This is a genomic window from Streptomyces sp. NPDC055966 (assembly GCF_042269865.1).
Lineage (GTDB): Bacteria > Actinomycetota > Actinomycetes > Streptomycetales > Streptomycetaceae > Streptomyces.
Window position 1 is genome coordinate 219,390 of sequence record NZ_JBHJYK010000017.1, and the last position, 23,135, is coordinate 242,524.

Consider the following 23,135-nt stretch of genomic DNA (forward strand, 5'->3'; position numbering starts at 1 on the left):
TGCCTCCTCGTCCTGCCTGGTACAGGTGATCCCTGGCAGGACGGTGCCGGCCGGGGAACCGTGGCTGACATGAACGATCGCACAGCACTCGTCACCGGTGCCAACAAGGGCATCGGCCACCACATCGCCCGCCTGCTCGCCGCCGAGGGCTGCACCGTGTACGTCGGCTCCCGTGACGCGGGGCGCGGGGAGGCCGCGGCCGCGTCGATCGGCTCCGGCGCCCGGCCGCTCGTCCTCGACGTCACCGATGCGGACGGCATCGCACGCGCCGCGGCCCGCGTCGACCGGCTGGACGTACTGGTCAACAACGCCGGTGTCGCCGTCACGCTCGACCCGCCCGCCGAGGCCCGCCTCGCGGACCTCCGCCAGACCTACGAGACGAACGTCTTCGGCGTCGTCACTGTCACCAACGCCTTCCTTCCCGCCCTGCGCCGCTCGGCCCGGCCGCGCATCGTGAACATCTCCAGCGGCACCGCATCGCTGTCCTGGAGCACCGGCCCCAACCCCCAGTTCACCCCGGGCAACGGCTACGGCGCCGCATACCGCTCCTCCAAGGCCGCGCTGAACGCGCTCACCGTCTTCTACGCGCAGACACTCGGCGAGCCCTTCAAGGTCAACGCGCTCGCCCCCGGAGCCCGGGCCACCGATCTCAATCCGCGGGCCAGGGCTCGGGGCGGCGATCCGGAGGAGGGCGCACGGGGTGCCGTACGGCTGGCGCTGTTGCCGGACGACGGGCCGACCGGCGGCTTCTTCTCCTGGGACGGCACGCGGGTGCCCTGGTGAACCCTTGACACCACTTCATTTGTAGTACTACATTCAAAGCACTACATCGGAAGTGCTACGAATGGACTTACTGAAGATGCGCAAGCTCGTGTACTACGTGGGCGTCTCGCTCGACGGCCGCATCGCCGGCCCCGGCGGCGAGTACGACTTCTTCCCCGCAGGTGACGAACAGCAGTCCGCCGCGTACTCGGCCTGGACCAACGCGCTGTACCCCGATACGGTCCCGACCGCCTTTCGCGCCCCGCTCGGCCTCGCCGACGTGCCGAACCGGCACTTCGACACCATCGTCATGGGCCTCGGCGCCTATCGCCCCGCCCTCGACGCGGGGGTCACCAGTCCGTACGCGCACCTGCGGCAGTACGTGGTGTCGAGCACCCTCAAGCCCGACATCGACCCGGCGGTCACCGTCGTACCGGGCGACCCGCTCGCCCTCGTGCGCGACCTCAAGCGGGAGGACGGCGCCGGACTGGACATCTGGCTCTGCGGCGGCGGCAAGCTCGCCGGCGCCGTTCTGCCCGAGATCGACGAACTGGTGATCAAGAGCTACCCCGTCGTCGCGGGCGCCGGGGTTCCGGCGTTCGACGGTGCCTTCGATCCGACGGTCTTCGACGTCGTCGCGCGCACCGCCTTCCCCGGCGGCAACACCCTCACCCACCTCACCCGCCGCCAGGCGGTCCGCGCACCGGCCTCGTCGTGAAACGCGGGACAGCCCCTGCCGTTGGTGGCGGCAGGGGCTGAGTGTTCCGGCCGTTCTCAGATGTGCGGACGGTGGCCCTTCTCCTGGCGGGGGAAGGACTGGGCGGCTCCGGGAAGCTTCGGTCTCGGCAGCGTGGCCACCTCTTCCTTCGCCTTGTGCAACTGCTCGGCGGTGTCGTGGGGGAGCCGGGGCGGGCGGGGGCGGGCGTCGCGGAAGCGGAAGGCGGTGGTGAGGTCCCCGAAGGCGGCGCGCCGCCAGGCGCTGATGTTCGGCTCCGCCACCCCGGTGAACCGCTCCAGGAAACGCAGGGCGGAGGTGTGGTCGAAGGCCTCGGAGGCGACCCAGCCGCCCACGGTCCACGGCGAGATGATGATGGCCGGCACGCGGAACCCGCCACCGATCGGCAGGCCGTGGACGTACTCGTCCGGGGTCCCGCGAGGTGGGGTCGGCGGGGCCACGTGGTCGAACAGACCGTCGTTCTCGTCGTAGTTGAGGATGAAGACGGTCTTGCGCCACACCTTCGGGGTCGACGCGATCGCCTCGATCTTCGAGGCGACGAAGTCCGCGCCGGCCGCGGGGAGGTAGTCGGGGTGCTCCGACTGGTAGCTGGTGGGCATGATCCACGACACGGCCGGCAGCCGGTCGTGTCGGGCATCGTCCTCGAAGGTACCCGCGGGCCGCTTGCGCACGCCGCGCTCGTACAGCTCCGAGCCGGGCCGTGCGTTCTGGAAGGCCGCGAACTGTTCGAGCATGTTGCAGCCGTAGTTGTCGTCCTGCTGGTACACCTTCCAGCTGACACCGGCGGCCTGGAGGCGCTCGGCGTACGTCTTCCAGCGGTACGGCGTCGGCGCGTCGTTGCTGATGACCGGACCGCCGTGGGTGCCGTCGGGGTCGATCGAGCCGGTCATCCACATCAGGCGGTTGGGCCAGGTGGGGCCGAACACCGAGCTGTAGTAGTTGTCGCAGATGGTGAAGGTCTCGGCGAGCGCGAACTGGAAGGGGATGTCCTCGCGCGTGTAGTAGCCCATCACGTAAGGGCCGTTGACGCCGTCGGCCTTGCGGTGCGCGGGCAGCCAGCGGTCCATCTTGCCGTTGTTCCACGCCTCGTGCTGGACGGACCAGGCGTGACTGGTGGACGGGATGGCCTGCGCGCTCGACTTGTGGGTGTCGAGGTGGAAGGGCAGCAGATAGCCCTTCGGGTTCTTGGCGTCGGGCTGGTAGAAGACGCTGCGGCCGGTGCCGAGCCTGAGGGCGTGCGGGTCGCTGAAGCCGCGGACACCCGAGAGCGTGCCGAAGTAGTGGTCGAAGGAGCGGTTCTCCTGCATCAGCATGACGACGTGTTCGATGTCGTGCAGCGAGCCGTGCGCGGGGGGTCCGGAGGCGACGGCCTTCTGGACGCTCGGCGGGAGGAGGGAGAGGGCCGCGGCGCCGCCCAGCGCGCCCGCTGACCCGAGCAGTCTACGGCGTGTCAACTCGGGCATGAATGCCCTTTCTTGAGCGAGAGCGGATTCCGTAGGGACGGCCCCGGCCCCGGCAAAGGGCGAGGCCGCCCATTACTCTCTGCCCAGGACAGAGGAGCACATCAGGGGTGAATGGTGAACTCGCGGCCAACGCGCGGAAAGGGGTTGGCCAAGCTGTTACCGCCCACACCCGCCCGTCGCCCCGTTGTCGTCGTCCGTTCTCGGGCGAGTGGACAGACGCCGTGCCCGCGAATTCGCCGAAGACGCCGCTGAATACGGTGGGGGCGGGTTGCGGTCGAGCGGAAGGACGGGAAGACGTGGATGTGTATGAGGCCGTCGACAGTCGACGGGCCGTGCGGGCGTTCAGCGATGAGCCGGTGCCCAAAGAGGTACTCGAACGTGTGCTGGCCGCGGCGACGCGGGCTCCGTCGAGCGGGAACCTCCAGCCGTGGCATGTGTACGTCGTGGCCGGCGAGCCCCTGGCCGAACTGAAGAGGCGTGCGACGGCCAGGGCGCTGGCGGGAGACCCCGGTGACGAGCGGGAGTATCCGATGTACCCGGCCGAACTGACCTCGCCCTATCTGGACCGTTTCACCGCTGCCGCCGCCCAGCGGTACAAGGCCCTCGGAATCGAGCGCGACGACCCCGACAGACCCAAGAAGATCGCTGCGCTGAACTCGGAGGCGTTCGGGGCGCCGGTCGTGCTGTTCTGCTACCTCGACCGGACGATGGGGCCCGGACAATGGGGTGACGCGGGCATGTTCCTGCAGACGGTCATGCTGTTGCTGAGGGCGGAAGGGCTGCACAGCTGTCCCCAGGTCATGTGGACCATGTATCGCAAGACGGTCGACCGGACCGTCGGAGCCGACGACGGGCTCGTACTGTTCTGCGGTGTCTCGGTGGGGTTCGAGAAGGAAGGCGTGCCACGGCTGCGTACCGGACGGGCGGACATGGCGGAAACCGTGAGCTTCATCGGAGTGTGACCGAGAGGCGCCCGGACACACGGTGTTCGCCGGGCTCCGCGGGCGGTCGAGTCCTGATGCCCCCGCGGTCCCCTCGTTCTCAGGCGGCCTCGGGCTCTGGCTCCGGGCTCGTTCTCGCCGACAGGCCCGGGGTCGTCATGGCCACGGTGCCGTCCGTGAGGTGGAGGACGAGGTCGGCCTGGGCCGTCAGGCGCAGGTCGTGGGTGATGAGGAAGGTCGTACGTCCGGCCGTGAGGCGGCGCAGCGGCGCCATGATCCGGGCCGTGGAGTCGTCGTCGAGTCCGGCCGTGGGCTCGTCGAGGATCAGCACGGGCGCCGTGCGCAGCATGGCCCGAGCGAGGGCGATCCTGCGGCGCTGGCCGCCGGAGAGGTTGTTGCCGCGTTTGCCGGCGGGGCTGTCGTAACCCTCTGGCAGCGTGCTGACGAAACCGTGCGCGTCGGCCGCGACGGCCGCGGCGATCATGTCGGCCTCGGTGGCGTCGGGGCGGCCGTAGAGGATGTTCTCGCGGACCGTGCCGTCGAAGAGCATGCTGTCCTGCGGAAGCAGGGTGATCTGTCGGCGCACCTCGTCGACCGGGAGCCCGGCGATGTCCCGGCCGTCGAGCAGGATGCGGCCGCGAGACGGCTCGTGGAAGCGCAGCAGCAGTTTGCCGAGGGTGGACTTGCCGGTGCCGCTCGGTCCCGTGACCGCGACGAGCAGGCCGGGGGCGATGTCGAGGCGCACTCCGTTGAGCACGGGACGGCCGCTGCCCGGGTAGGAGAAGCCGACGTCCTCGAAGGTGACGGCGCCGTGCACCGGTTCGGCGAGCGGCGGGGCCTCCGGCCGAGGGGGGTCGTCGCGGACCGTTCCGGTGCGCAGCACCTCGATGAGGCGTTCGCAGGCGGCGGTCGCGGAGGAGGCGCTGACGACTATTTCGCCGAGTTCCTGGAGCTTGGGGTGGAGATAGCCGAGGAAGGCGGCGAAGGCGAGCAGGCCTCCGACGCTCAGTTGGTGTTCGGAGATCTGCCAGGCTCCGGCGCCGATCACGGCCAGCACGCTGACGGTCTCGACCAGTTCACCCATCGGGCCGTACACCGACGACAGCAGGATCTGCCGCAGTCCGGCCCGCATCCAGTTGCGCCCCTCGCGGTGCACCTTGCCGCGCTCGGCCTGCTGGCGGCCATAGGCCTGCACCAGGGGCATGTTGGCGAGGCTCTCCTCCAGCAGGGTGGCCAGGCGGCCGTTGCTGTCGCGTTCGGCGCGGGTGGCGGAGCGCATCAACGTGCCGAACCACCGGGCGCCGAACCAGATCAACGGGGCGGCGGACAAGGTGATCAGAGCCAGCTGCCAGCTTGTCCAGAAGGCCGCCACCGCGAACACCAGGGCCCCGGCGGCGGAGGTGATCAGCTCGACCGGCGCGGAGGCCACCAACGACTCGACGGTCTCGATGTCGCCGGTCAGCCGGGCGACCAGATCGCCGGTGCCGAAGCGGTCCAGGGCGTCCGGTGGGACCGCTTGGAGATGCTGGAAGACCCGGTCGCGCAGGCCGAGCAGGAAGTGCTCGCTGGTCCAGCCCGCGAGATAGCCGCCCGCCGCGGAGGCGACCGCACCGGCCACGGCGAGCCCCAGCCAGAGAGTGGCGGGCCCCCAGAAGGCGGCGAGGTCGCCGGGGGTGAGCACGTCGTCGGTGAGGACCCCGACGATGCCGATCGCGCCCGCGTCGCACCCGGCGGCGACCACCAGCAGCACGGCCGACACCAGTACGGCCGCACGGTTGACGCTGACCAGCGGCCAGAACGTGCGGAACGCGGCCAGCGGGGAGATTCGGGCGTGGCGCATCCGCGAGGGGGCCGAAGACACGGAAGAAGGCCACGACGACGGTGCGGGCGATGAAGACGCTGGAGACGATGACGGTGACGGGGCATCGGCCGTGGCTCCCGCCCCGGGACCGGCCACGGGCGTGGTGCTGGGTGCAGCGATGTGCATGGCCGACACTTCCTGGGCGCTGCCCGGTCCGACGGCGTGCCGGGGTCCGCCGTGCACATGTGCTGTGCGTGCGGACCCCGGCACGGTCTGCCTGTGTGGGTCGTGTTCCGCGATGCGCGGCTACTTGGCAGCGGCCTTCTTGTGCTTGCGGTGGTGGTGCTTCTTGTGGTGCTTGGCCTTGGCGGCACCGGATTCCTTCTTCTTGGCCTTCTTGGCCAGTGTGATCTTCGCGAAGGACATCGTTGGTATCCCTTCATGACGGGCAGTCGACCGACGCTGATCGCGGCCGGCTTCGCCTTGTGTCGCACCTGTGAGTACGGGGACGCCCGGTGCCTCGCTCAAGAAGGAAGGTGAGCGTTGGCCTATATTCCCTTACTGAATCCGAATATCCGAATCCGCCTGGCGGACGTCATGACCACGTGGCCATGCGGTGTTCACCCGGGCGCCGTAGAGGAGCGTCAGTGTGCGGTGGTCGTCAGCTCAACTGCGCGTCAGGGAGGGCTCCATGACCACACAGGCCGAAACACCGGACGGGACGCCGAAGGCATCCGAGGGGGTCAGCCGGCGCCACGCGCTGAGCCTCCTCGGCACCGCGGGGGCCGGCGCGGCCGTCACTCCCTTGCTCGGAGCCGGCACGGCGCAGGCCGCCCCGGTCACCGCCCCGGCTCTGCACCGCACCGCGGACTCGTCCGGCGCGTCTCCGGTCCAGGGACTCCACCTGACGTTCGGGGCCGACCCGCGGACCCAGATGACGGTGTCGTGGATCACCGACCGGCCGGTGACCAGACCGGTGGTCCACTACGGCACGCTGGAACACGGCTTCGGGTCCAGCGCGGCGGCCCGCACGGTCAGTTACGTCGACGGCACATCCAGCCGCACGGTCTACGTCCACCACGCCTCGCTGAACCGGCTCACCCCCGGCACCGACTACCTTTACCTCGCCACCCACGAGGGGACGACGCCCGACAGCGGTACGTTCCGCACCGCGCCTCGCGGACGCATGCCGTTCACCTTCACCAGTTTCGGCGACCAGTCCGCTCCGCAGGTGACCTGGGCGGCCAACGGCACGGCGGCCCTCGACGCGAACTCGACGCCCGCGACCAAGGACATCGTCACCGGCATCGAGCAGGTCGCACCGCTCTTCCATCTGCTCAACGGCGACCTGTGCTACGCCAACCTCGATGTCGACCGGGTGCGCACCTGGAACAACTTCTTCACCAACAACACCCGCTCGGCGCGCTTCCGCCCCTGGATGCCGGCCGCCGGAAACCATGAGATCGAGAAGGCCAACGGCCCGCTCGGCCTGGGCGCGTACCAGACCTACTTCTCCCTCCCTTCCACCGAGACCGACGAGGAACTCGCGGGTCTCTGGTATGCGTTCACGGTCGGCTCGGTGCGGGTGATCGTGCTCCAGAACGACGACAACTGCCTCCAGGACGGCGGCGACGTCTACATCAGCGGCTACTCCGGCGGACGCCAGCTCGCCTTCCTGGAGAGGGAACTGAAGGCGGCGCGCTCTTCCCGCGACATCGACTGGGTGGTCGTCGCCATGCACCAGGTGATGATCAGCTCCTCGGACGCGAACGGCGCGGACCTGGGCCTGCGCCAGAAGTACGGTCCCCTGTTCGACCGGTACGGCGTGGACCTGGTCCTGTGCGGTCACGAACACAACTACGAGCGTTCGCTGGCCGTCCGCGGAGTCGTCACGGGCAGTGAGACACTCACGCCCCGCCCGGTCTCCGGGAGCACCGACTCCATCGACACGGGGCTGGGCACCGTACACATGATCCTCGGCGGCGGAGGGGTCTCGGGGACCACGAACCAGAAGTTCTTCACCGACGGGACCGCCAAAGTGATCACCGCGGTGTCGGCGACAGCCGGCGCGAACGGCAAGCGCACCTCTGCCTACACCAAGGAGCAGGCCGTCTGGATGGGTGTCCGGGACGTGGAACACCCCTACGGCTTCGCGGCCTTCACCGTCGACCCGGGCCGGCACGCAGGCGACACCACCCGGATGCATGTGACGTACTACAACGTGAACAAGCCGCACGGCGAGCTGTCGGTCTTCGAGAACTTCACCCTCCACCGCAGGCGCTCCGACGGCCACGCCGGGTAGCCACGCGTCCCTCAGCGCACGAACATCATGTCGGGGTACCGCGCCGACGGCCCCTCCAGCAGCTTCCCGCAGCGGCCGCGCAGCCAGTGGTCGAAGTACGCCGTGATGTAGGCGTCGTTGGTGCGTATCGCGGTGCCCGGGTCGATCGTGCCGATGTCGTCGATCCGGTCGGCGCGCCGCAGATGCAGCTGGGGTACGAGCGCCTCCGCGTCGGTGAACGAGGCGTGTTCCGAGCCGAGCAGGGTCAGCTGACGGGTCCAGCCCGGAGTGTGTTCGCGAAACGCCCGCCAGCCAGGCCCGGTGTCGGTCCTGCCGTCCTTGCCCAGCAGCAGGAGGGGCCTGTCGAGACCGTGCCGGGCGACCGGCATGAGCGTGCCGTCGTAGTTGGTGAGGTTGCCGTCCATGTCGATGCCCGCGGAGATCCGGTGGTCGGAGTCCATCGACTGGGCGGCGGCGGTGCCGCCCAGCGAGTGGCCGAACATGCCCACCTCGGAGAGGTCGAGTGCCCCGGTCAGACCGGCGGGCAGCCGCCGGCCGTCCGCGTCGGGGTTCCGGCCGCTGTCCAGCAGGCGCAGCTGGTCCAGGACGAAGCCGGTGTCGGTGACACGGACGGCCAGCGACTTGCGGATGAAGGGGTCGGCCTGGGAAACGGGGGGCGGCGACATCGTCGCCAGGCTGCCGTCGGGGAACTGGACCTCGGGTGACTCGTAGGTGTTGTCGATGGAGACGACGACGTAGCCGTGGCTCGCCAGATCGGCCGCCAACGTGGTGCCCCAGGTGCGGGGTTCGCCGAGACCGGGGGAGTAGAGCACCACCGGCAGACGCCCGCCGTGTCCGGTGGCCACGGGTGCGTCCGCCGCCACATGGGTGACGGTGCCGGCCCAGTCGGTGCGGCCGACCGTGGTGTGCAGCCCGAGGAGGCCGTCCGCGGTGACGCTGTCGAAGTGCGCGGCGGCCGCGGGCAGCATGTACGGGGCCTGCGGATGGTGGTTGGTCCGGGCCGCGGGGTAGTAGACGGTGATCATCAGTTCCCGGTGCTTGCGGCCGGCCTTCCACGGGTCCGGGCGTGAGCGGTCCACGAGGTGCAGGGGAACCGCGCCCACGCCGTACCGGCCGGAGGGGACCGGCAGCGTCGGCTTCCGCACGGGGGGCGGAGAGGAGCCGGCGGGGACGGCCGCCTGCGCGGGCAGGGCGGCCGTCAGGGCGCAGAGGGCGGCGACGGTGCAGGCGGTAAAGGCGCGGAGCCATAGGGCCGGGCGACGTGTGTACGGGTGACGCTTCGTCATACAGCCAGCATGGTCCCGCGCCGAGCGCCGTACATCGGGGAAGCCCCGGATCACCGCTCGGGGTCCCACTGACTTTTCCCTGACGGACAAGGCCTGCGGACCGAGACCGGTCTTCGGGCGCGCGAGTGATCATTCGTGCGATGCCGTCAGCTCGTAGTGTCCGGAGGGCAGCCGGTAGGAGGCGGTGCCGTCCGTGAAGCCCAGGTACTGGACGCCCCGGACACGGGACACGGGAGTCCTGCCCTCACGGACACCGGACGGGTCGGAGGTGGGGAGGGGCGAGCAGCGTGACCAGTTGGCGGCGCTGGGCCTCGGTGTCGTAGAAGCCGAGCTTGAGCACCCACAGCAGCGCCGTCCGGGAGTTGTCCTCCGTCCTGGTGGTGCCGCCCGGGGTCACGGGCGAGGCGTCGCCGAGACCGGAGAGCACCGAGGACGCCGCCCTCGGTGCTCAGGTACGTGGTGATGAAGGCCCGTTTGATGTGCGAGAAGAGGTCCTGGTAGGCGCGGGCCTCGGCGGTACGGCCGGTGGCGGCCGCCATGTCCGCCATCAGCCGGGCGCTGTAACCGCAGTAGACGTCGCTCATCAGCTGGGTGCTGGTCTGCTGGAAGGCGAGCCAGTCGCCGTAGATCGCGCCCTGCCCGGTGCAACCGTCCCCGGTGAGTGCGCGGATCCAGTCCGTGTACGCCGTCATCGCCGTCCAGCCGCGGTCGATGACGGTGGTGTCGCCGGACATCTGCCACACCGTCCAGGGGACGACGACGCCGCAGTCCGACCAACCGCTCGCCGGTTCCGGCGAGTTGTACCGGTTGCCGGGCGCGACATGGGTGAACTGGGCGTGGTCCGCGCCGTAGGTCCGCTGGGAGTCGACGAGGATGTCCTCGAAGTGGCTGAGGAACGCGACGGCGTCCACGTTGTACAGGCCGGTGTGGGAGAACAGCTGGGTGTCGCCCGTCCAGCCGAGACGCTCGTCGCGCTGCGGGCAGTCGGTGGGGACACGGAGCGGGGCGGTGCCGGTGACGCCGGAGGCCGGGTACAGGGTCGGAGGCCGGTATCGGCTGCATGAACCCATCGGCCGGGGCGGGATGGGCGTCGTCTGGCAGGCCCGGAACGAACTGCTGGACCGGCGCGTGGCGGTCAAGTGCGCCCGCCCGGACGACTCCAGAGCGGCCCAGCGCCTGATGAAGGAGACGCGGTACGCCACACGGCTGCACCACCCCAACGTCGTGGCCGTGTTCGACTACGCCGCCGAGGGCGACGCCTGCTGGATCGTCATGGAGTACGTCCCCTCGCGCAGCCTGGCCCAACTGACGGCCGAGCGGGGACCGTTGACCCCGCAGGAGGCCGGCTCGATCGACGGCAGATCGCGGCGCGCCGGCGAAGTCCCATGACGAGGGCCTGGTGCACGGCGATGTGACACCGGAGAACATCCTGGTCACGAAGGACGGAGTGGCCCGGCTGACGGACTTCGGGATCGCGCGTGGCCCTGTGGAGCGAGGTCACCCGGACCGGCACGCACACCACGACGGTCACGGTGCGCGGCAAGCCCCGCTATCTTGCGCCCGAGGTGGCCGAGGGCAGGGCGCCGGACGCGATGGCCGAGGGTCCCAACGACGGGGAGGGCGACGGCCACGGCCACACGTTCGACTTCGTCATCAGGGGCAACTACTGCGAGACCCTGAAGGCGTCGCAGGCCCTGATGTTCGAGGACGTACACCATGTCACCGTCGTCGGCAACACCTTCGCCGCCGCCACCGACCACGCCATCGGCCCGGCCATCCACTCCACGGGCGCCCACGTACGCGGCAACAGGACCAACCCGCGGGTCCGCTACGACGTCGGCATCGACGCCTCCTACCGGCCCGGCTACCGCGGCCCGAGGCCGGGCGGTGCTCCCTGACGCCCCGGGCCGGGCCGGCGTTCCGGCCCCGCGCGCCGTCAGTGCCGAAGCCGCTCGGCCGTGGCGAAGAGCGCGCAGGCCAGCACGATCAGCAGGAAGCTCACCACGGCCTCGTAGCCGTGGAGGAACGACAGTCGCCCCACCACGCCGACGTGCCAGTGGGTGAACTCCTGCACCAGGCCCAGCACCCCTTGCACGAGAGCGATGAACCCGGCGACTTCCAGCACCTTCTTCATGCCCACGATGGTGGCCCGCGGAGGTGGCCGCGCGCATCGGCCGGGCGTCGGCACGGCTGCGCCGAAAGTGCGCGCTCCGATCGGGGCGGACAGCCGAAAGTCGCTCCCCCCGCGACTTCGGTAGCAGGCCGTCGGTGTATCGCCCGTGGACTTCGCACCGACGTGGCGCCGGCTTCGCACCGACTGCGCGTCGGCGGATACGGCGGATGCGCCGCGGGCGATGTTTAACGATCTTTCCCGCCCGCGCGGTGACTCCGTGCGCCCGGCATTGATCTTTGCGAACAGCTGGTACGGCGCGGTCGCAGGGCGCGCGGGACATGCCGGTGACCAGCCCGGCGGTCGAACCGCCCGGGGGCGGGGTCACCCGAACGGCTCACGCCGCCGTCGGTCCGATATGCCGTGTTCGCCCGTTTGGGGCAAGCTGGAGGCGGATCCGTTGCCCATCCCGTGATCACTGTTGTGCCGGGAGGCGTCATGATCGTGGTGGCCTTGCTTGTGCCGGTGATGGTCATGCTCGTCGTGTTCGCCCTGGACGCGTACGAGGATCTGTTGTTCCCGCCGCAGACGAAACCCCGGCCGGATCAGGAGACGCTCGACCCGACGCGAGATTCCGGGCACTGATCACAGACGTCCGCGGTGCTCCGGGGGCGGCCCGTGGGTGCCGGGGGAGGTCGGATCGAACGTGCCCATGGGAGGCTTCCCGGGGACCGCGAGGGCGGTCCGGTCCGCCCCGCGGTCGGCGCAAGCCCCGCAGCACCAGGAGGCTCCCTGTGATGTCGCTCGATCTCCACCCCATCTTCCGGAACAACCGCGACATCGAACTGGCGCTGCGTCAGTTCCTCTTCAAGGCGAACCACGCGGGCGAGCCCGTCGCGGAGATCATCCCGGGCAAGGGTTCCGGGCGGCTCAGGGCCCGCGTGCTGGCGTTCCTGGACCAGAAGCACATCCGGAAGCTGTACATCCGGCGCGAGGTCGACGCGGGCAACACCGGGCGCATTCTCCTCTACTTCCGGTGATCCGGTTCCGGCTCTACCCTCCCCCTGCGTCGTACGGCGGTGACGCCCGGCTCCAGACGGCGTCGAACCGGCCGATGACGCGGCGCAGTTCGCGAGCGCTTCGAGGTGACAGGGCCCGCATCACGGTGTCGAGCAGAGCGCGGGCTTCGAGAGGACTGTCGCAGCAGTCCCAGTGCGTGTTTCCCCCTTCCTGGTCCCGCCACAGTTCACGTGCGGGACGATGGACGTATCCCTGCCACAGGCGCACGGCTGAGCTGACGTCTCCTGGGCGCAGATAATTGCGGGTGCGCTCAAGACAAGAGATCTCCGAGAGCGCGCGTGAGGACAAGCCGTCGATGACGGGTGTCGTATTCGGCGTCCGGCGGCCGGAGTTGCCGGCCCGGAGCTGTCCCGGCCGGCTACGCGGCATGGACCTTTCGGTTGATCGTCATGCCGCGCATCATGTCATGTCCTCGAACGGTGTTTCGAGAGGATTTTCGGCGGCCGCCTCTCGCCTGCAGTCCGCCGTCCGCCGAGTCAAGCCCTGTGCATGTCCCGCTGCCATCGGATCTCGCCGTCGTGCCAGGTGTCGGTGCGGGTGAGTCCGGCTGTCGTGGCCACCGTCGCGGAAGCCCGGTGTTCGGGGTGGATGTGTGCGACGACGGTGTGCACCGGCAGTCGGCCGAGCAGGTCGACGAGTCCCCGGGCCGCTTCGGAGGCGATGCCCCGGCCCTGCCACAGTGTGCCCACCACCCAGGCGATCTCCGCGGTGAGGCCGTGCTCGGAGGGGGAGACCGTCGCCTGCACGGTGCCCGTGAGACAGGACTCGTCGCGGAGCAGGATCACCCAGTTCAGCCAGGAGACGGCCGGGTCGGGGGAGCCCGCGGTCAGGCGCCGGTAGCGCGAGCGCAGGGCCTGCGGGGTGTCCGGCGTACCGCCGATGAAGGTGTGCAGGGCCGGATCGGACAGCACCTCGGCCATCTCGTCGGCGTGCTCGACGCGCAGCGGCAACAGGTCCAGTCGCGCGGTGCTGATGGCCCGGGCCGTGAGGTCGCTCATGCCGCGACCCTACTCCGACCTCCTCATGAGATCGCCCCGGCAGCCACGGACTTGGGACTGCCGGGGCGACCGCGCATGATGAACTCGGCTCTGGTTCCGGCTACTTGATGGAGACATCCAGGTGCCGGTTCCGGTGGCGGAGGTCTCCGGGAGGAGTACGGGAGTGAAGGCCGGCGAGGACGTGCGGGAGCTGCCGGGGGCAGCAGTCGCGCCGAGCGCAGGGCCTTGTCGTCGGTCGCCTTCCAGCCGAGGGCGACCGGACCGGCGGTCGTGCCGGGAATTCACCACGCACGTCGATCCCTCGTGTCCGCAGCGCCGTCGCGTACCGTATGGGCGGTAATGACGGAAATGACCGTACGACTTTCGGACGGCAACGGCACCGGTGCGAGCTCGACGGAATTGGTTCATGTGACATGGGGTCCGGCGCGGGGCGCGGCTTCGACGGCCGCGTCGGCGCTGCTGTGCGTCGCTGCCGTTCTCTACAACGACTGGCTGCTCCAGTTCTTTGTGACCACCGGTCTGCCGCAGGCCAGCTCCTATGTCAGCGAGACCTTCGCGGCGGATCAGCCGCACCGGGTGCTGTTCGGCACCGTGGAACTTTCCTGCGCAGCCATACTGATCGCCGCCGCGGCGCTGGCCGCCCGCTCCGCGCCATGGGGCCTGACACTGGCAGGCTGGAGCGCCGTCGGGGTGTTCGGCGGCTGCTCCGTCCTGGACGTGCTGCTGCCGATGGGATGCGCGCCGTCGGTGGAGCACGGCTGCCCGCCCGACAACTTCCAGCACACCACCACCAGCGGTCTGGTCGAATGCGCGCTGTTCATGTCCATGGCGCTGTTCGGCCTTGCGGTGCGCCGTCCTGATCAGGACCGCCCTGTCCCGGACCGCGCTGTCACGGCCAGTGCTGCCCCCGGCCGTCCGGGACAGGTCGCGGGCCGGTGGGCGCCGTACCTGATGCCGGTGTCGATGGCATCGGCGATCGCCACCGTAGGCCCTTATCTGGGACACCCCGGCGGCCAGGGCATCGCCCAGCGCATCCACCTCGTGAGCGTCGCCGTCTGGTTCGTCCTCCTCGCCGTCGAGGCCCGCCGTGCGGGCTCGCCGCCGGGGCACCGGGAGGGGGATTCCGGCCGCGGTGACCGGGATGGTGCGCAGGCCGCCCTCGCCGCCGCCGGGCCTCTCGCCCCGCAGCTCTCCGATACGCCGTCCACGCGTGTCCACGGCTATGTGACTCCCGGCCGCCCGTCTGGTCCGTCCCACCGGCCCCGGCCCTCTTCGGACCTCCAGGACGGGCAGTAGCCGTCCATGGCTCGGCGGTGTGGTCGCCACGGACGGTCTCATGGGCGCCGCACCGGAGGGTGAGGCGCCGTGTCTCGGCGAACTCCGGGCACGCATCCTGGCCGACGGTGATGAGCTGGTCGTCCGGCAGGTCCGGTGGGAGCGGGTGGCCATGCGACACGGGGACGTGTGTGTGCCGCTGGCCGCGGTGCGGCGGGTGACGGTTGAAGGGAACGGGGGGCGGTCGAAGGGGACGGGTGGTGGGCCCTGCGCGGGGTGCGGCGCGGCGGCCTCCGTGTCCCCGGCGTCGTGTGCCTCCGCACGCGCGGTCACGGCGGACGGGACCTCGTGGCGGTGGCGGCCCGGCAGCCACGTGGCGTGCGTCGAGCTGGGGCCGTCCGCTCCGTTCTGCCTGCTCGCCGTATCCGCGAAGGACGGACGGTCGGGAGGGCGAGGCCGTGGCGTGAGGCTGCGCCGGGCCGCGCCGATGCTCGATGCCTCCACACCCTGGCGCCAGCCGAGGCCGTCACTGACGTCGATGATCAGGCCCTGCACACGTGAGGCTCGGGCAGGCTGCGTGCGCTGTCGCGCCGAATGGCCGGTGCCCTGGATCGGGCCCGAGCGGGTTGGCCGCGGGTGGCTGCGGCCCGGTGACCTCGACAGTGGCCGGACGGAGCAGTCGGGCGCCGTGGCGGTAGCCGGTGCGCAGGATCTTCGTGCAGATCGGCCGGTCCGCGTCCGGGGAGGCGTGATGGGTGAGGGCGTCGTGGCACGCCGGATCGAAGGCGTCGCCCTCCTCGCCGAAGGCCTCGACTCCCAGGGATCCGAGCTGTGTTCGCAGGGTGTCGGCGATGTCCCGCAACCCCGGTGTCATGGCCTCGTGCGCGCAGGCGCGGTCGACGGCGTCCAGGGCGGGCAGCAGGGTGCGCAGGACGTTGGCCACGGCGGCATCGCCCAAGGCCAGCCGGTCCCGGTGCACCCGCTTGCGGTAGTTGTCGTACTCGGCCTTCACCCGTTGCAGGTCGGCCGTGCGCTCCTCCAGCAGGCCGTGCAGCCGGGCGGAATCCGGGTCCGGCAACCGGCCCCGCTCCATCGTCGGCTCACCTCCGGATCACGTTCCTCACAGCCTGGATAGAACGTGGGCCGTTTCATGTCAAGGGCCCTCGAACGGTAGCGAGCCACCGAAGGCGAGTCCCGAACCATTGACAGGAAACCTGTCGCTCACCAGACTCCAGACCAACAGGAATCCTGTTGGTTGAAATTTCAGCGATCGGGCGATCAACGCTGGGGAGCAGGCCATGACGACCACCTTCGACATCGACCCCGGGCACCTGTTCATCGACGGCCAGTGGCGCGAGGCCACGGACGGCGCTCGCATGGAGGTCGTCGACCCGTCCACCGGACAGGTCGTCACGACCGTCGCGCAGGCCGGTGCCGGTGACGTCGACGCCGCCGTACGCGCGGCCAGGGACGCCTTCGACCGCGGACCGTGGCCGCGGATGAGCGGCCGCGAACGCGGTCGCGTGCTGCACCGCGTCGGCGAGCTGATCCGGGAACACGCCGAGGAGATCACGGCCCTGGAGAGCCTCGACGTCGGCAAGCCGATCTCCCTGTGCGGCGCCGTCGACGTGACGAACGCGGCCGACGACTACGAGTACTACGCCTCCCTCGCCCAGAGCCAGGACGGCGCCACCCGCGACACGCCCCTGAGTGCCCTCGCCTACACCCGCCGGGAGCCGCTCGGCGTCGTCGCCGCCATCACGCCCTTCAACTTCCCGCTGATCCTGGCCGGTTCGAAACTGGCCCCGGCCCTCGCGGCGGGCAACACCGTGGTGCACAAGCCCGCCGAGGAGACCCCGCTCAGCGCCCTCCGCATGGCCCGCCTGCTGCAGGAGGCCGGCGTTCCCGACGGGGTGGTCAACGTCGTCACCGGCACGGGCCCGGTGGCGGGCGAGGCCCTGCTGCGCCACCCCGGCATCGACAAGGTCGCCTTCACCGGCTCCACCGCGGTCGGCCGCCACGTGGCGAGCGTCGCGGGCGAGGGACTCAAGACCGTCATGATGGAACTCGGCGGCAACGCGGCCCACCTCGTCTTCGAGGACGCCGACCTGGAGAAGGCGGTCGGCGCGATCATCAAGGGGTTCGTCTTCAACACCGGCCAGTTCTGCATGGCCGGCCCCCGGCTGCTGGTCGCCCGGCCGGTGCACGACACCCTGGTCGGCATCCTTGCCGAGGCGGTCGCGCAGGTCCCCGTCGGGGACCCGCGCGATCCGAGGACCGTCGTCGGACCGATGGCGGGGGAGAAGCACCTCAAGAAGGTCGAGGAGTACGTCGAACTGGCCCGCAAGGAGGGCGCCAGGGTGGTCGTCGGCGGCGAGCGCCTCGACCTGAACGGCGGCTACTACTACCGGCCCACGGTGATCACCGGCCTCTCCAACGACTCCCGTGTCGTCCAGGAGGAGCTCTTCGGCCCCGTCCTCACGGTCCAGCCGTTCGACTCCGAGGGCGAGGCGGTGGCGCTCGCCAACTCCACGCCGTACGGCCTCGCCTCGGGTGTTCAGACCAGCCGGCTGGCCCGAGCCCACCGCGTCGCCGAGCAACTGCACGCCGGCATCGTCTGGATCAACGACTGGGCCGTGCTCGACCCCGCCGTCCCCTTCGGCGGGGTCAAGGACTCCGGATTCGGCCGCGAGTACGGCCCCGAGGCCCTCGCCTCCTACAGCAAGGTCAAGTCCGTCGTCGTCTCGCTCGACTGATCGCCCGAGCAAAGGAGTTCACCGCATGACCACCACCACGCGTGCCGCCGTGGTCGAGGCCGGGGGAGCGCCCTTCACCCTCACCGACGTCGAACTCGACACCCCGGCGCCCGGCGAGGCCCTCGTCCGCATGGTCGCCGCCGGACTGTGCCACACCGATCTCGGCGTGGCGAGCGGCGGCCTGCCGTTCCCGCTGCCCGGTGTCCTCGGCCACGAGGGAGCCGGTGTCGTCGAGGCCGTAGGCCCGGGTGTGAGCGACGTCGGGCCCGGCGACCACGTGCTGCTGTCCTTCACCTCCTGCGGGGGCTGCCGCAACTGCCGCGAGGGGCACCCCGCGTACTGTGCCACCTGGCTCCCGCTGAACCTCGTCGGCGGCCGGCGCGCCGACGGCACCAGCACCGTCAGCCGCGCCGGCATCCCGCTCGGCGGGCACTTCTTCGGCCAGTCCTCCTTCGCCGAACGCGCGTTGGCGGACCGGCGCAGCCTGGTGAAGGTCGACCCCGACGTGCCGCTCAGCTCCGTCGCCCCGCTGGGCTGCGGTGTGCAGACCGGGGTGGGCGCCGTGTGGAACGTGCTCACCCCCCGCGCGGGCAGCACACTCGTCGTGCTCGGCGCCGGAGCCGTGGGGCTGTCCGCGGTGATGGCCGCCGCCCTCACCCCCGCGACCCGGATCATCGCCGTCGATCGTTTCACCGAACGCCTCAAGCTCGCCGAGGAGTTGGGTGCCACCCACACCGTCAACGCGGCCGAGACCGACCTCGGCGACGCACTCGCGCTGCTGACCGACGGGCAGGGGGCCGACGGTGTCGTCGAGACCACGGGCAACGTCGCCGTACTGCGCCAGGGAGCCGACGCGCTCGCGGCCCGCGGCACCCTGGTCGTCGTCGGCGCTCCGCCCTTCGGCACCGAAGTCGCCTTGGACGTCAACGGGTTGCTGCCGGGCAAGCGGATCGTGGGCCTCACCCTGGGCGACAGCGAGACCCAGACCCTCATCCCCGCCCTCGTCCGGCTCGTGAAGGAGGGGCGGCTCCCGCTGCACCGTCTCATCAGTACCTATCCGTTCACGGACATCAACGAGGCGGTGCGGGACATGAGCGCGGGCAGGACGATCAAGCCCGTCCTCACCTTCTGAACGCTCGCGCACGCCGAAGCCGAGACGCCACGCCGACCGGGGGCCCGACGAGGACTCAGGAGGTCGGGTGGACCACCATCGCCGCGCCGCCGCCGCGCCGCTTCGGCTCGGCCACCGCCGTGACCTTCCCGCGGGCTCCGAACTCCAGCGCGGCGACCGCGCCGATCTCGGGTGACGGGGTGAAGGCCGGCGGGGCGAGCACGAACTGTTCACCGAGGGCTTCCAGGGCGGAGCGCTCGGGGGAGTCGAGGAAGGCGGGTTCGGCCTCGGTCGTGGTGCGGTTGCGCTGCGAGATGCGCGGCGCGGCGACCGCTTCCGGCAGGCTCATGCCGAGGTCGAGGCGGTTGACGAGGGTCTGGAGGACGGTGGTGATGATGGTGGCGCCGCCGGGCGAGCCCACGGCGATCACGGGCCTGCCGTCGCGCATCACGATCGTCGGTGACATGCTGCTGCGCGGCCGCTTGCCCGGGCCCGGCAGGTTCGGGTCCGGCACGCCCTCCTGGAGGGGGGTGAAGTCGAAGTCCGTCAGCTCGTTGTTGAGCAGGAACCCGCGGCCGGGAACGGTGATGGCCGAACCGCCGGTCTGCTCGATCGTGAGCGTGTAGGAGACGACGTTGCCCCAGCGGTCGGAGGCCACCAGGTGGGTGGTCGACGGCCCCTCGTACGGCTCCTGGCTGCCCCTGCCCGGTGCGGTGCAGCCCGTCGGGTTGCGCGGGTCGCCCGGGGCGATGGGGCTGGTCAGCGACGTGGTGGGGCGGATCAGGCAGGCGCGGTCCTTGGCGAACTCCTTGGCCAGCAGCTCCCTCGCCGGGACGTCGGAGAACGCCGGGTCGCCCACCCAGCGGTTGCGGTCCGCGAACGCGATCCGGCTGGCCTCCAGGTAGTCGTGCAGCGCCTGCACCGTGTCGGCCGGCGACAGGTGGAGGTTCTCCAGGATGTTCAGCGCCTCGCCGACCGTGGTGCCGCCGGAAGAGGACGGTGCCATGGAGTACACGTCCAGGCCGTGGTAGGTCGTGTGGGTCGGCTCCCGCAGGATCGCCCGGTAGGCGGCGAGGTCCGAGCGCTCCATCAGTCCGGGGCGCACGGTGCGCTTGGATCCCTGGGCCACCGGCGGGTGCTGGACGGTGCGCACCACGTCGCGCCCGATGGCGCCGTGGTACATCGCGGCCACGCCGGACCGGGCCAGCTCCCGGTAGGTGCGGGCCAGGTCCGGGTTGCGGAAGAGGGTGCCGACCACGGGCAGTTGGCCGTTCGGCAGGAACAGCTGGGCGGTCGGGGTGAAGTCGCGGAACCGGGCCTCGTTCATCTGGGTCTGGGCCCGGAACTGGTCGTTGACGACGAAGCCGTCGTCCGCGATCCGGGTCGCCGGGCGCAGCGCCTGGGCCAGGGAGAGGGTGCCCCATGCGTCGAGGGCCTGCTGCCAGGTCGCCGGGGTGCCCGGGACGCCCACGGACAGGCCGGAGTTGACGGCCTCGTCGAAGGGGATCGCTTTGCCGGTGGCGGGGTCGGTGAACGAGTCGGACCGCATGCGGGCCGGGCCGGTCTCCCGGCCGTCGATGGTGTGGACCGCACCGGTGCGGGCGTCGTGGTAGACGAAGTAGCCGCCGCCTCCGACACCTGCCGAGTAGGGCTCGACGACACCGAGCGCGGCGGCGGTGGCGACGGCCGCGTCGACGGCGTTGCCGCCACGCCGCAGCACGTCGATACCGACCTGCGTGGCATACGCGTTGACGCTGGAGACGGCACCTCCGCTGCCGACGGCGACGGCCTGCTTCGCGGGTGACCGAAGACCGGGCGACGGCTCCCGCCGCGCGGTGGAGGACGAGGCGGCGGCGGTGCGGGGGAGCAGGGGGAGGGTGAACAGAGCCGCTGACGCGGCGGTCACCAGGGTACGACGGGTCGTCACGGGTCCTCCGGATTCGCCCCTCCTGCGAGGGGGTCGATGACGGGGAGGTGGGGGGTGCGCGAAACCCTGGCAAACAGCTGCGGGCCGGGCAACCGTGTCGATCAAGGTTTGCGGTAGATCTGAGGTTTCCCGGGGTAAGGGGCGCGGCACGGGTCAACTGGTGCCGGGCAGTTGGGCTCGCGCCGGACGCTGGACCGCCGTGACGCCCGTGCGGTCCCGGTGTGGCGACGCGTCGGCGCCGGCCGGGCCGAACGGTTCAGGACGAGGCCTGGGCCAGTGCCGCCAGCGTTTCGAAGTCCCAGGTCAGCGCGCCCGAGCGGAGGTCGGCCGTGACCGCGTCGAGCCAGTCGAGCTCCGCGGTCAGGACGGCCCGGCGGTACTCGTCCTCCAGCATCGTGACCCGCGGCAGCGACAGTCCGCGCGCGCCCTCGGCCGCGGATTCCAACTCGGCCAGATGTGCCCGTACTTGGGCGGCGCGCGCGGACAGGTCGGCCTCGACCTCCTGGGGCAGCAGCATCATGGTGAAGGAGAGCGCCGCGGGGAACTCCGGGTACTCCGCCCGCGATGCGACCAGCATCTCCCGCAGCCACTCCCGCGTCGCGGTGCGGCCCGCGTCGGTCACCTCGTAGACCGTGCGCTCCGGGTACTGCTGGTCCCGGCTGGTCTCGCGCACGGCGATCAGCCCCGCGTCGAGCAGCCGGTCGATGGTCCGGTACAGGCTCGCCCGCTGGCTGACGTTGACGACCTGGTCCTTCCCCCACTGCTTGATCAGCCGCTGGATGCCGTACGGGTGCAGCGGTCGCATGTGCAGGAGCGAGAGGACGGTGAGACCGAGAGGGGAGCTGCGCATGCCCGGAGCCTACCCGAGCCAATCTCAGATGAACTAGTTGACGTGATACTAGTTTCACTGCAACTATCAATGCATGACGACAGCGACCCCGCTCGCGTCCGCCGAGCGCATCCACGCGGACCACGCCACCGTGAAGCACCTCGGACACTGGACCGAGGCCACCGAGTTCGACGTACGCGCCCGCCGCGCCACCGTCGTCCTGGACCTCCGCTCCCCGCGGATCGGCTGGGACGAGCCGGTCACCGTGCGGCTCGACCTCAGCTCCGCCGCCCTCACCCTGCTGCTGCCCGACGCCGTCGCCGTGGACAGCTGGGACCTCGCCTTCTCGGGCCGCGGCCGGGTCAAGGACGCGGAAGCCGGCACCGGTCCGGCCCGGCTGCTGCTGACCGGAGCGGTCGGCGACGGCGAGATCCGCATCCGCCGCGGCGGCACCGCCCAGCTCACCGCCATGTGCTCCCGGACCTACCTGAACGACCTGCGCCGCGCCCACCGCGACGGCGGCCTGCCCACCGTCGACGACCCGACCCGCGAGAGGACCCGCTGACATGTCCCGCACCCGCACCGCGATCGTCGTGGGCGGCGGCATCGCCGGCCCGGTCGCAGCCCTCGCGCTGCGCCGGGCCGGGATCGAGGCCACCGTGCACGAGTCCCACACCGGCACCGCCGACGGCGTCGGCGGCGCCCTGGGCGTCGCCCCCAACGGCCGGGCCGCCCTCGGGCTGGTCGGACTCGACCGGATAGGCGCCCCGATGAACGCCATCGTGCTCCAGAACCACAAGGGCCGGGTGATCACCGAGATCCGTCAGCCCATGCAGTTCAGCTGGCGCGCCGACCTGTACCGGCGGCTCTACGACCTCGCCCGGGAACACGATGTCCAGATCCACCACGGACACCGACTGGTCGACGTCCGCGAGAGCGGCACCGGCATCCGGGCCGTCTTCGCCGACGGCACCACCAGTGAGGAGGCCGACATCCTGATCGGTGCGGACGGCCTGCGCTCCACCGTGCGGCGGCTGATCGACCCGGCGGCTCCCCGGCCACGCTACTCGGGACTCCTCGGCTTCGGCGCCCGCGTCGACGGCGCCGGGCTGCCACCCACCGGCGACCGCATGTACATGGCCTTCGGCCGACGGGCTTTCTTCGGTTACCAGACCTTCGCCGACGGCACCGGTGTCTGGTTCGCCAACCTGCCCCACCCCTACCTGACGTGGCAGGAGACCGGACAGACCTCGAACGAGGAGTGGCTGCGCCGGCTGGGCGAGGCCTTCGCCCACGACACCGTCCCCGCGCTGGACCTGCTGCGGCGCACCCGGCCCGAGGACCTGATCACCTCCGGCCCCATGGAGGATCTCCCGCACGTCCCGCAGTGGCACCGCGGCCGCATGGTGCTCGTGGGCGACTCCGCCCACGCCACCTCGCCCAGCTCCGGCCAGGGCGTCTCCCTCGCCGCGGAGAGCGCCGTCGAACTCGCCCGTGCGCTGCGGGACCTGCCCCACCCCGAGGCCTTCGCCGCCTACGAGCGCTGCCGCCGTGCCCGGGTCGAACGGGTCATCGCCCAGGCCGCCCGCACCAACAGCGGCAAGGCGGCGGGACCCGTGGGACGGGTGTTGCGGGACGCGCTCCTGCCCCTGTTCGCCCGCCTCGCCACTCCCGAGAGGACCGCCTGGCAGTACGACCACCGGATCCGCTGGGACGACCCCGTCGCCGGGTGAGGACACGTCCGGCGAGCGCGGTGCC

General features: G+C 71.0%; 21 protein-coding genes and 1 pseudogene. 13 read left to right on the top strand and 9 right to left on the bottom strand.

Annotated elements, in window-relative coordinates; genetic code table 11:
• Positions 1–69 precede the first annotated feature (69 nt).
• Both ACFC8N_RS32220 and ACFC8N_RS32225 read left to right on the top strand, forming a co-directional pair.
• Positions 70–783, top strand: coding sequence for an SDR family NAD(P)-dependent oxidoreductase (locus ACFC8N_RS32220; RefSeq protein ID WP_376291941.1), 714 nt, complete (start codon positions 70–72; stop codon positions 781–783).
• 76 nt (positions 784–859) lie between these two features.
• Positions 860–1,480, top strand: coding sequence for a dihydrofolate reductase family protein (locus ACFC8N_RS32225; protein ID WP_362817962.1), 621 nt, complete (start codon positions 860–862; stop codon positions 1,478–1,480).
• 56 nt (positions 1,481–1,536) lie between these two features.
• Here ACFC8N_RS32225 and ACFC8N_RS32230 read toward each other — a convergent pair whose 3' ends face one another.
• Entirely contained in the window at positions 1,537–2,961 is a 1,425-nt protein-coding gene (locus tag ACFC8N_RS32230) for an alkaline phosphatase family protein (protein ID WP_376291944.1), read from the bottom strand.
• Positions 2,962–3,257: 296 nt separating this feature from the next.
• Here ACFC8N_RS32230 and ACFC8N_RS32235 point away from each other — a divergent pair, with 296 nt between their 5' ends.
• Positions 3,258–3,923 (top strand): nitroreductase, encoded by a 666-nt coding sequence (locus ACFC8N_RS32235; RefSeq protein ID WP_376292023.1) that lies wholly within the window; start codon positions 3,258–3,260, stop codon positions 3,921–3,923.
• Between the two features lie 79 nt (positions 3,924–4,002).
• Here the strand turns inward: ACFC8N_RS32235 and ACFC8N_RS32240 are convergent, their stop codons facing one another.
• Positions 4,003–5,763 carry an ABC transporter ATP-binding protein gene (locus ACFC8N_RS32240; RefSeq protein WP_376291946.1) on the bottom strand — a complete coding sequence of 587 codons (1,761 nt, stop codon included), beginning with the start codon at positions 5,761–5,763 and terminating at the stop codon, positions 4,003–4,005.
• 631 nt (positions 5,764–6,394) lie between these two features.
• Here ACFC8N_RS32240 and ACFC8N_RS32245 point away from each other — a divergent pair.
• Positions 6,395–8,005, top strand: coding sequence for a purple acid phosphatase family protein (locus ACFC8N_RS32245; protein ID WP_376291948.1), 1,611 nt, complete (start codon positions 6,395–6,397; stop codon positions 8,003–8,005).
• An 11-nt stretch (positions 8,006–8,016) separates the two neighbouring features.
• On the opposite strand, the gene ACFC8N_RS32250 is transcribed toward ACFC8N_RS32245, so the two are convergent.
• Positions 8,017–9,291 (bottom strand): alpha/beta hydrolase family protein, encoded by a 1,275-nt coding sequence (locus tag ACFC8N_RS32250; protein ID WP_376291949.1) that lies wholly within the window; start codon positions 9,289–9,291, stop codon positions 8,017–8,019.
• Positions 9,292–9,568: 277 nt separating this feature from the next.
• A pseudogene (locus ACFC8N_RS32255) lies at positions 9,569–10,292 on the bottom strand (alpha-L-rhamnosidase); the annotation flags it as partial.
• 82 nt (positions 10,293–10,374) lie between these two features.
• On the opposite strand from ACFC8N_RS32255, the gene ACFC8N_RS32260 reads away from it, so the two are divergent.
• Complete coding sequence (locus ACFC8N_RS32260) at positions 10,375–10,680, top strand: protein kinase (protein WP_376291952.1); 306 nt, start codon at positions 10,375–10,377, stop codon at positions 10,678–10,680.
• An 89-nt stretch (positions 10,681–10,769) separates the two neighbouring features.
• Positions 10,770–11,189: a hypothetical protein gene (locus tag ACFC8N_RS32265; RefSeq protein ID WP_376291954.1), complete on the top strand. Its 420-nt coding sequence runs from the start codon at positions 10,770–10,772 to the stop codon at positions 11,187–11,189.
• A 38-nt stretch (positions 11,190–11,227) separates the two neighbouring features.
• Here ACFC8N_RS32265 and ACFC8N_RS32270 read toward each other — a convergent pair whose 3' ends face one another.
• Positions 11,228–11,425 (bottom strand): hypothetical protein, encoded by a 198-nt coding sequence (locus ACFC8N_RS32270; protein WP_356031559.1) that lies wholly within the window; start codon positions 11,423–11,425, stop codon positions 11,228–11,230.
• 474 nt (positions 11,426–11,899) lie between these two features.
• Between ACFC8N_RS32270 and ACFC8N_RS32275 the strand changes: the two genes are divergently transcribed.
• Positions 11,900–12,046, top strand: a complete 147-nt coding sequence (locus ACFC8N_RS32275; RefSeq protein WP_362817975.1) for a hypothetical protein — start codon at positions 11,900–11,902, stop codon at positions 12,044–12,046.
• Between the two features lie 152 nt (positions 12,047–12,198).
• Positions 12,199–12,441: a Smr/MutS family protein gene (locus tag ACFC8N_RS32280; protein WP_356031563.1), complete on the top strand. Its 243-nt coding sequence runs from the start codon at positions 12,199–12,201 to the stop codon at positions 12,439–12,441.
• A 516-nt stretch (positions 12,442–12,957) separates the two neighbouring features.
• On the opposite strand, the gene ACFC8N_RS32285 is transcribed toward ACFC8N_RS32280, so the two are convergent.
• The gene (locus ACFC8N_RS32285) at positions 12,958–13,479 is read right to left on the bottom strand and encodes a GNAT family N-acetyltransferase (protein WP_376291957.1); all 522 of its coding nucleotides are present in this window, start codon (positions 13,477–13,479) and stop codon (positions 12,958–12,960) included.
• 348 nt (positions 13,480–13,827) lie between these two features.
• Between ACFC8N_RS32285 and ACFC8N_RS32290 the strand changes: the two genes are divergently transcribed.
• Entirely contained in the window at positions 13,828–14,775 is a 948-nt protein-coding gene (locus ACFC8N_RS32290; protein WP_376291960.1) for a DUF998 domain-containing protein, read from the top strand.
• Positions 14,776–15,280: 505 nt separating this feature from the next.
• Here the strand turns inward: ACFC8N_RS32290 and grpE are convergent.
• Positions 15,281–15,832, bottom strand: coding sequence for a nucleotide exchange factor GrpE (grpE, locus tag ACFC8N_RS32295; RefSeq protein WP_376291963.1), 552 nt, complete (start codon positions 15,830–15,832; stop codon positions 15,281–15,283).
• A gap of 220 nt (positions 15,833–16,052) precedes the next feature.
• Between grpE and ACFC8N_RS32300 the strand changes: the two genes are divergently transcribed.
• Positions 16,053–17,510 (top strand): aldehyde dehydrogenase family protein, encoded by a 1,458-nt coding sequence (locus tag ACFC8N_RS32300; protein ID WP_376291965.1) that lies wholly within the window; start codon positions 16,053–16,055, stop codon positions 17,508–17,510.
• 25 nt (positions 17,511–17,535) lie between these two features.
• Positions 17,536–18,642 (top strand): NAD(P)-dependent alcohol dehydrogenase, encoded by a 1,107-nt coding sequence (locus ACFC8N_RS32305; RefSeq protein WP_376291968.1) that lies wholly within the window; start codon positions 17,536–17,538, stop codon positions 18,640–18,642.
• A gap of 55 nt (positions 18,643–18,697) precedes the next feature.
• On the opposite strand, the gene ggt is transcribed toward ACFC8N_RS32305, so the two are convergent.
• Both ggt and ACFC8N_RS32315 read right to left on the bottom strand, forming a co-directional pair.
• Positions 18,698–20,548, bottom strand: coding sequence for a gamma-glutamyltransferase (ggt, locus tag ACFC8N_RS32310; RefSeq protein WP_376291971.1), 1,851 nt, complete (start codon positions 20,546–20,548; stop codon positions 18,698–18,700).
• A 256-nt stretch (positions 20,549–20,804) separates the two neighbouring features.
• Complete coding sequence (locus tag ACFC8N_RS32315; protein WP_356031575.1) at positions 20,805–21,398, bottom strand: PadR family transcriptional regulator; 594 nt, start codon at positions 21,396–21,398, stop codon at positions 20,805–20,807.
• A gap of 73 nt (positions 21,399–21,471) precedes the next feature.
• Here ACFC8N_RS32315 and ACFC8N_RS32320 point away from each other — a divergent pair, with 73 nt between their 5' ends.
• Complete coding sequence (locus ACFC8N_RS32320; RefSeq protein ID WP_376291974.1) at positions 21,472–21,942, top strand: hypothetical protein; 471 nt, start codon at positions 21,472–21,474, stop codon at positions 21,940–21,942.
• Position 21,943: 1 nt separating this feature from the next.
• Complete coding sequence (locus ACFC8N_RS32325) at positions 21,944–23,110, top strand: NAD(P)/FAD-dependent oxidoreductase (protein ID WP_356031578.1); 1,167 nt, start codon at positions 21,944–21,946, stop codon at positions 23,108–23,110.
• Positions 23,111–23,135: the final 25 nt, after the last annotated feature.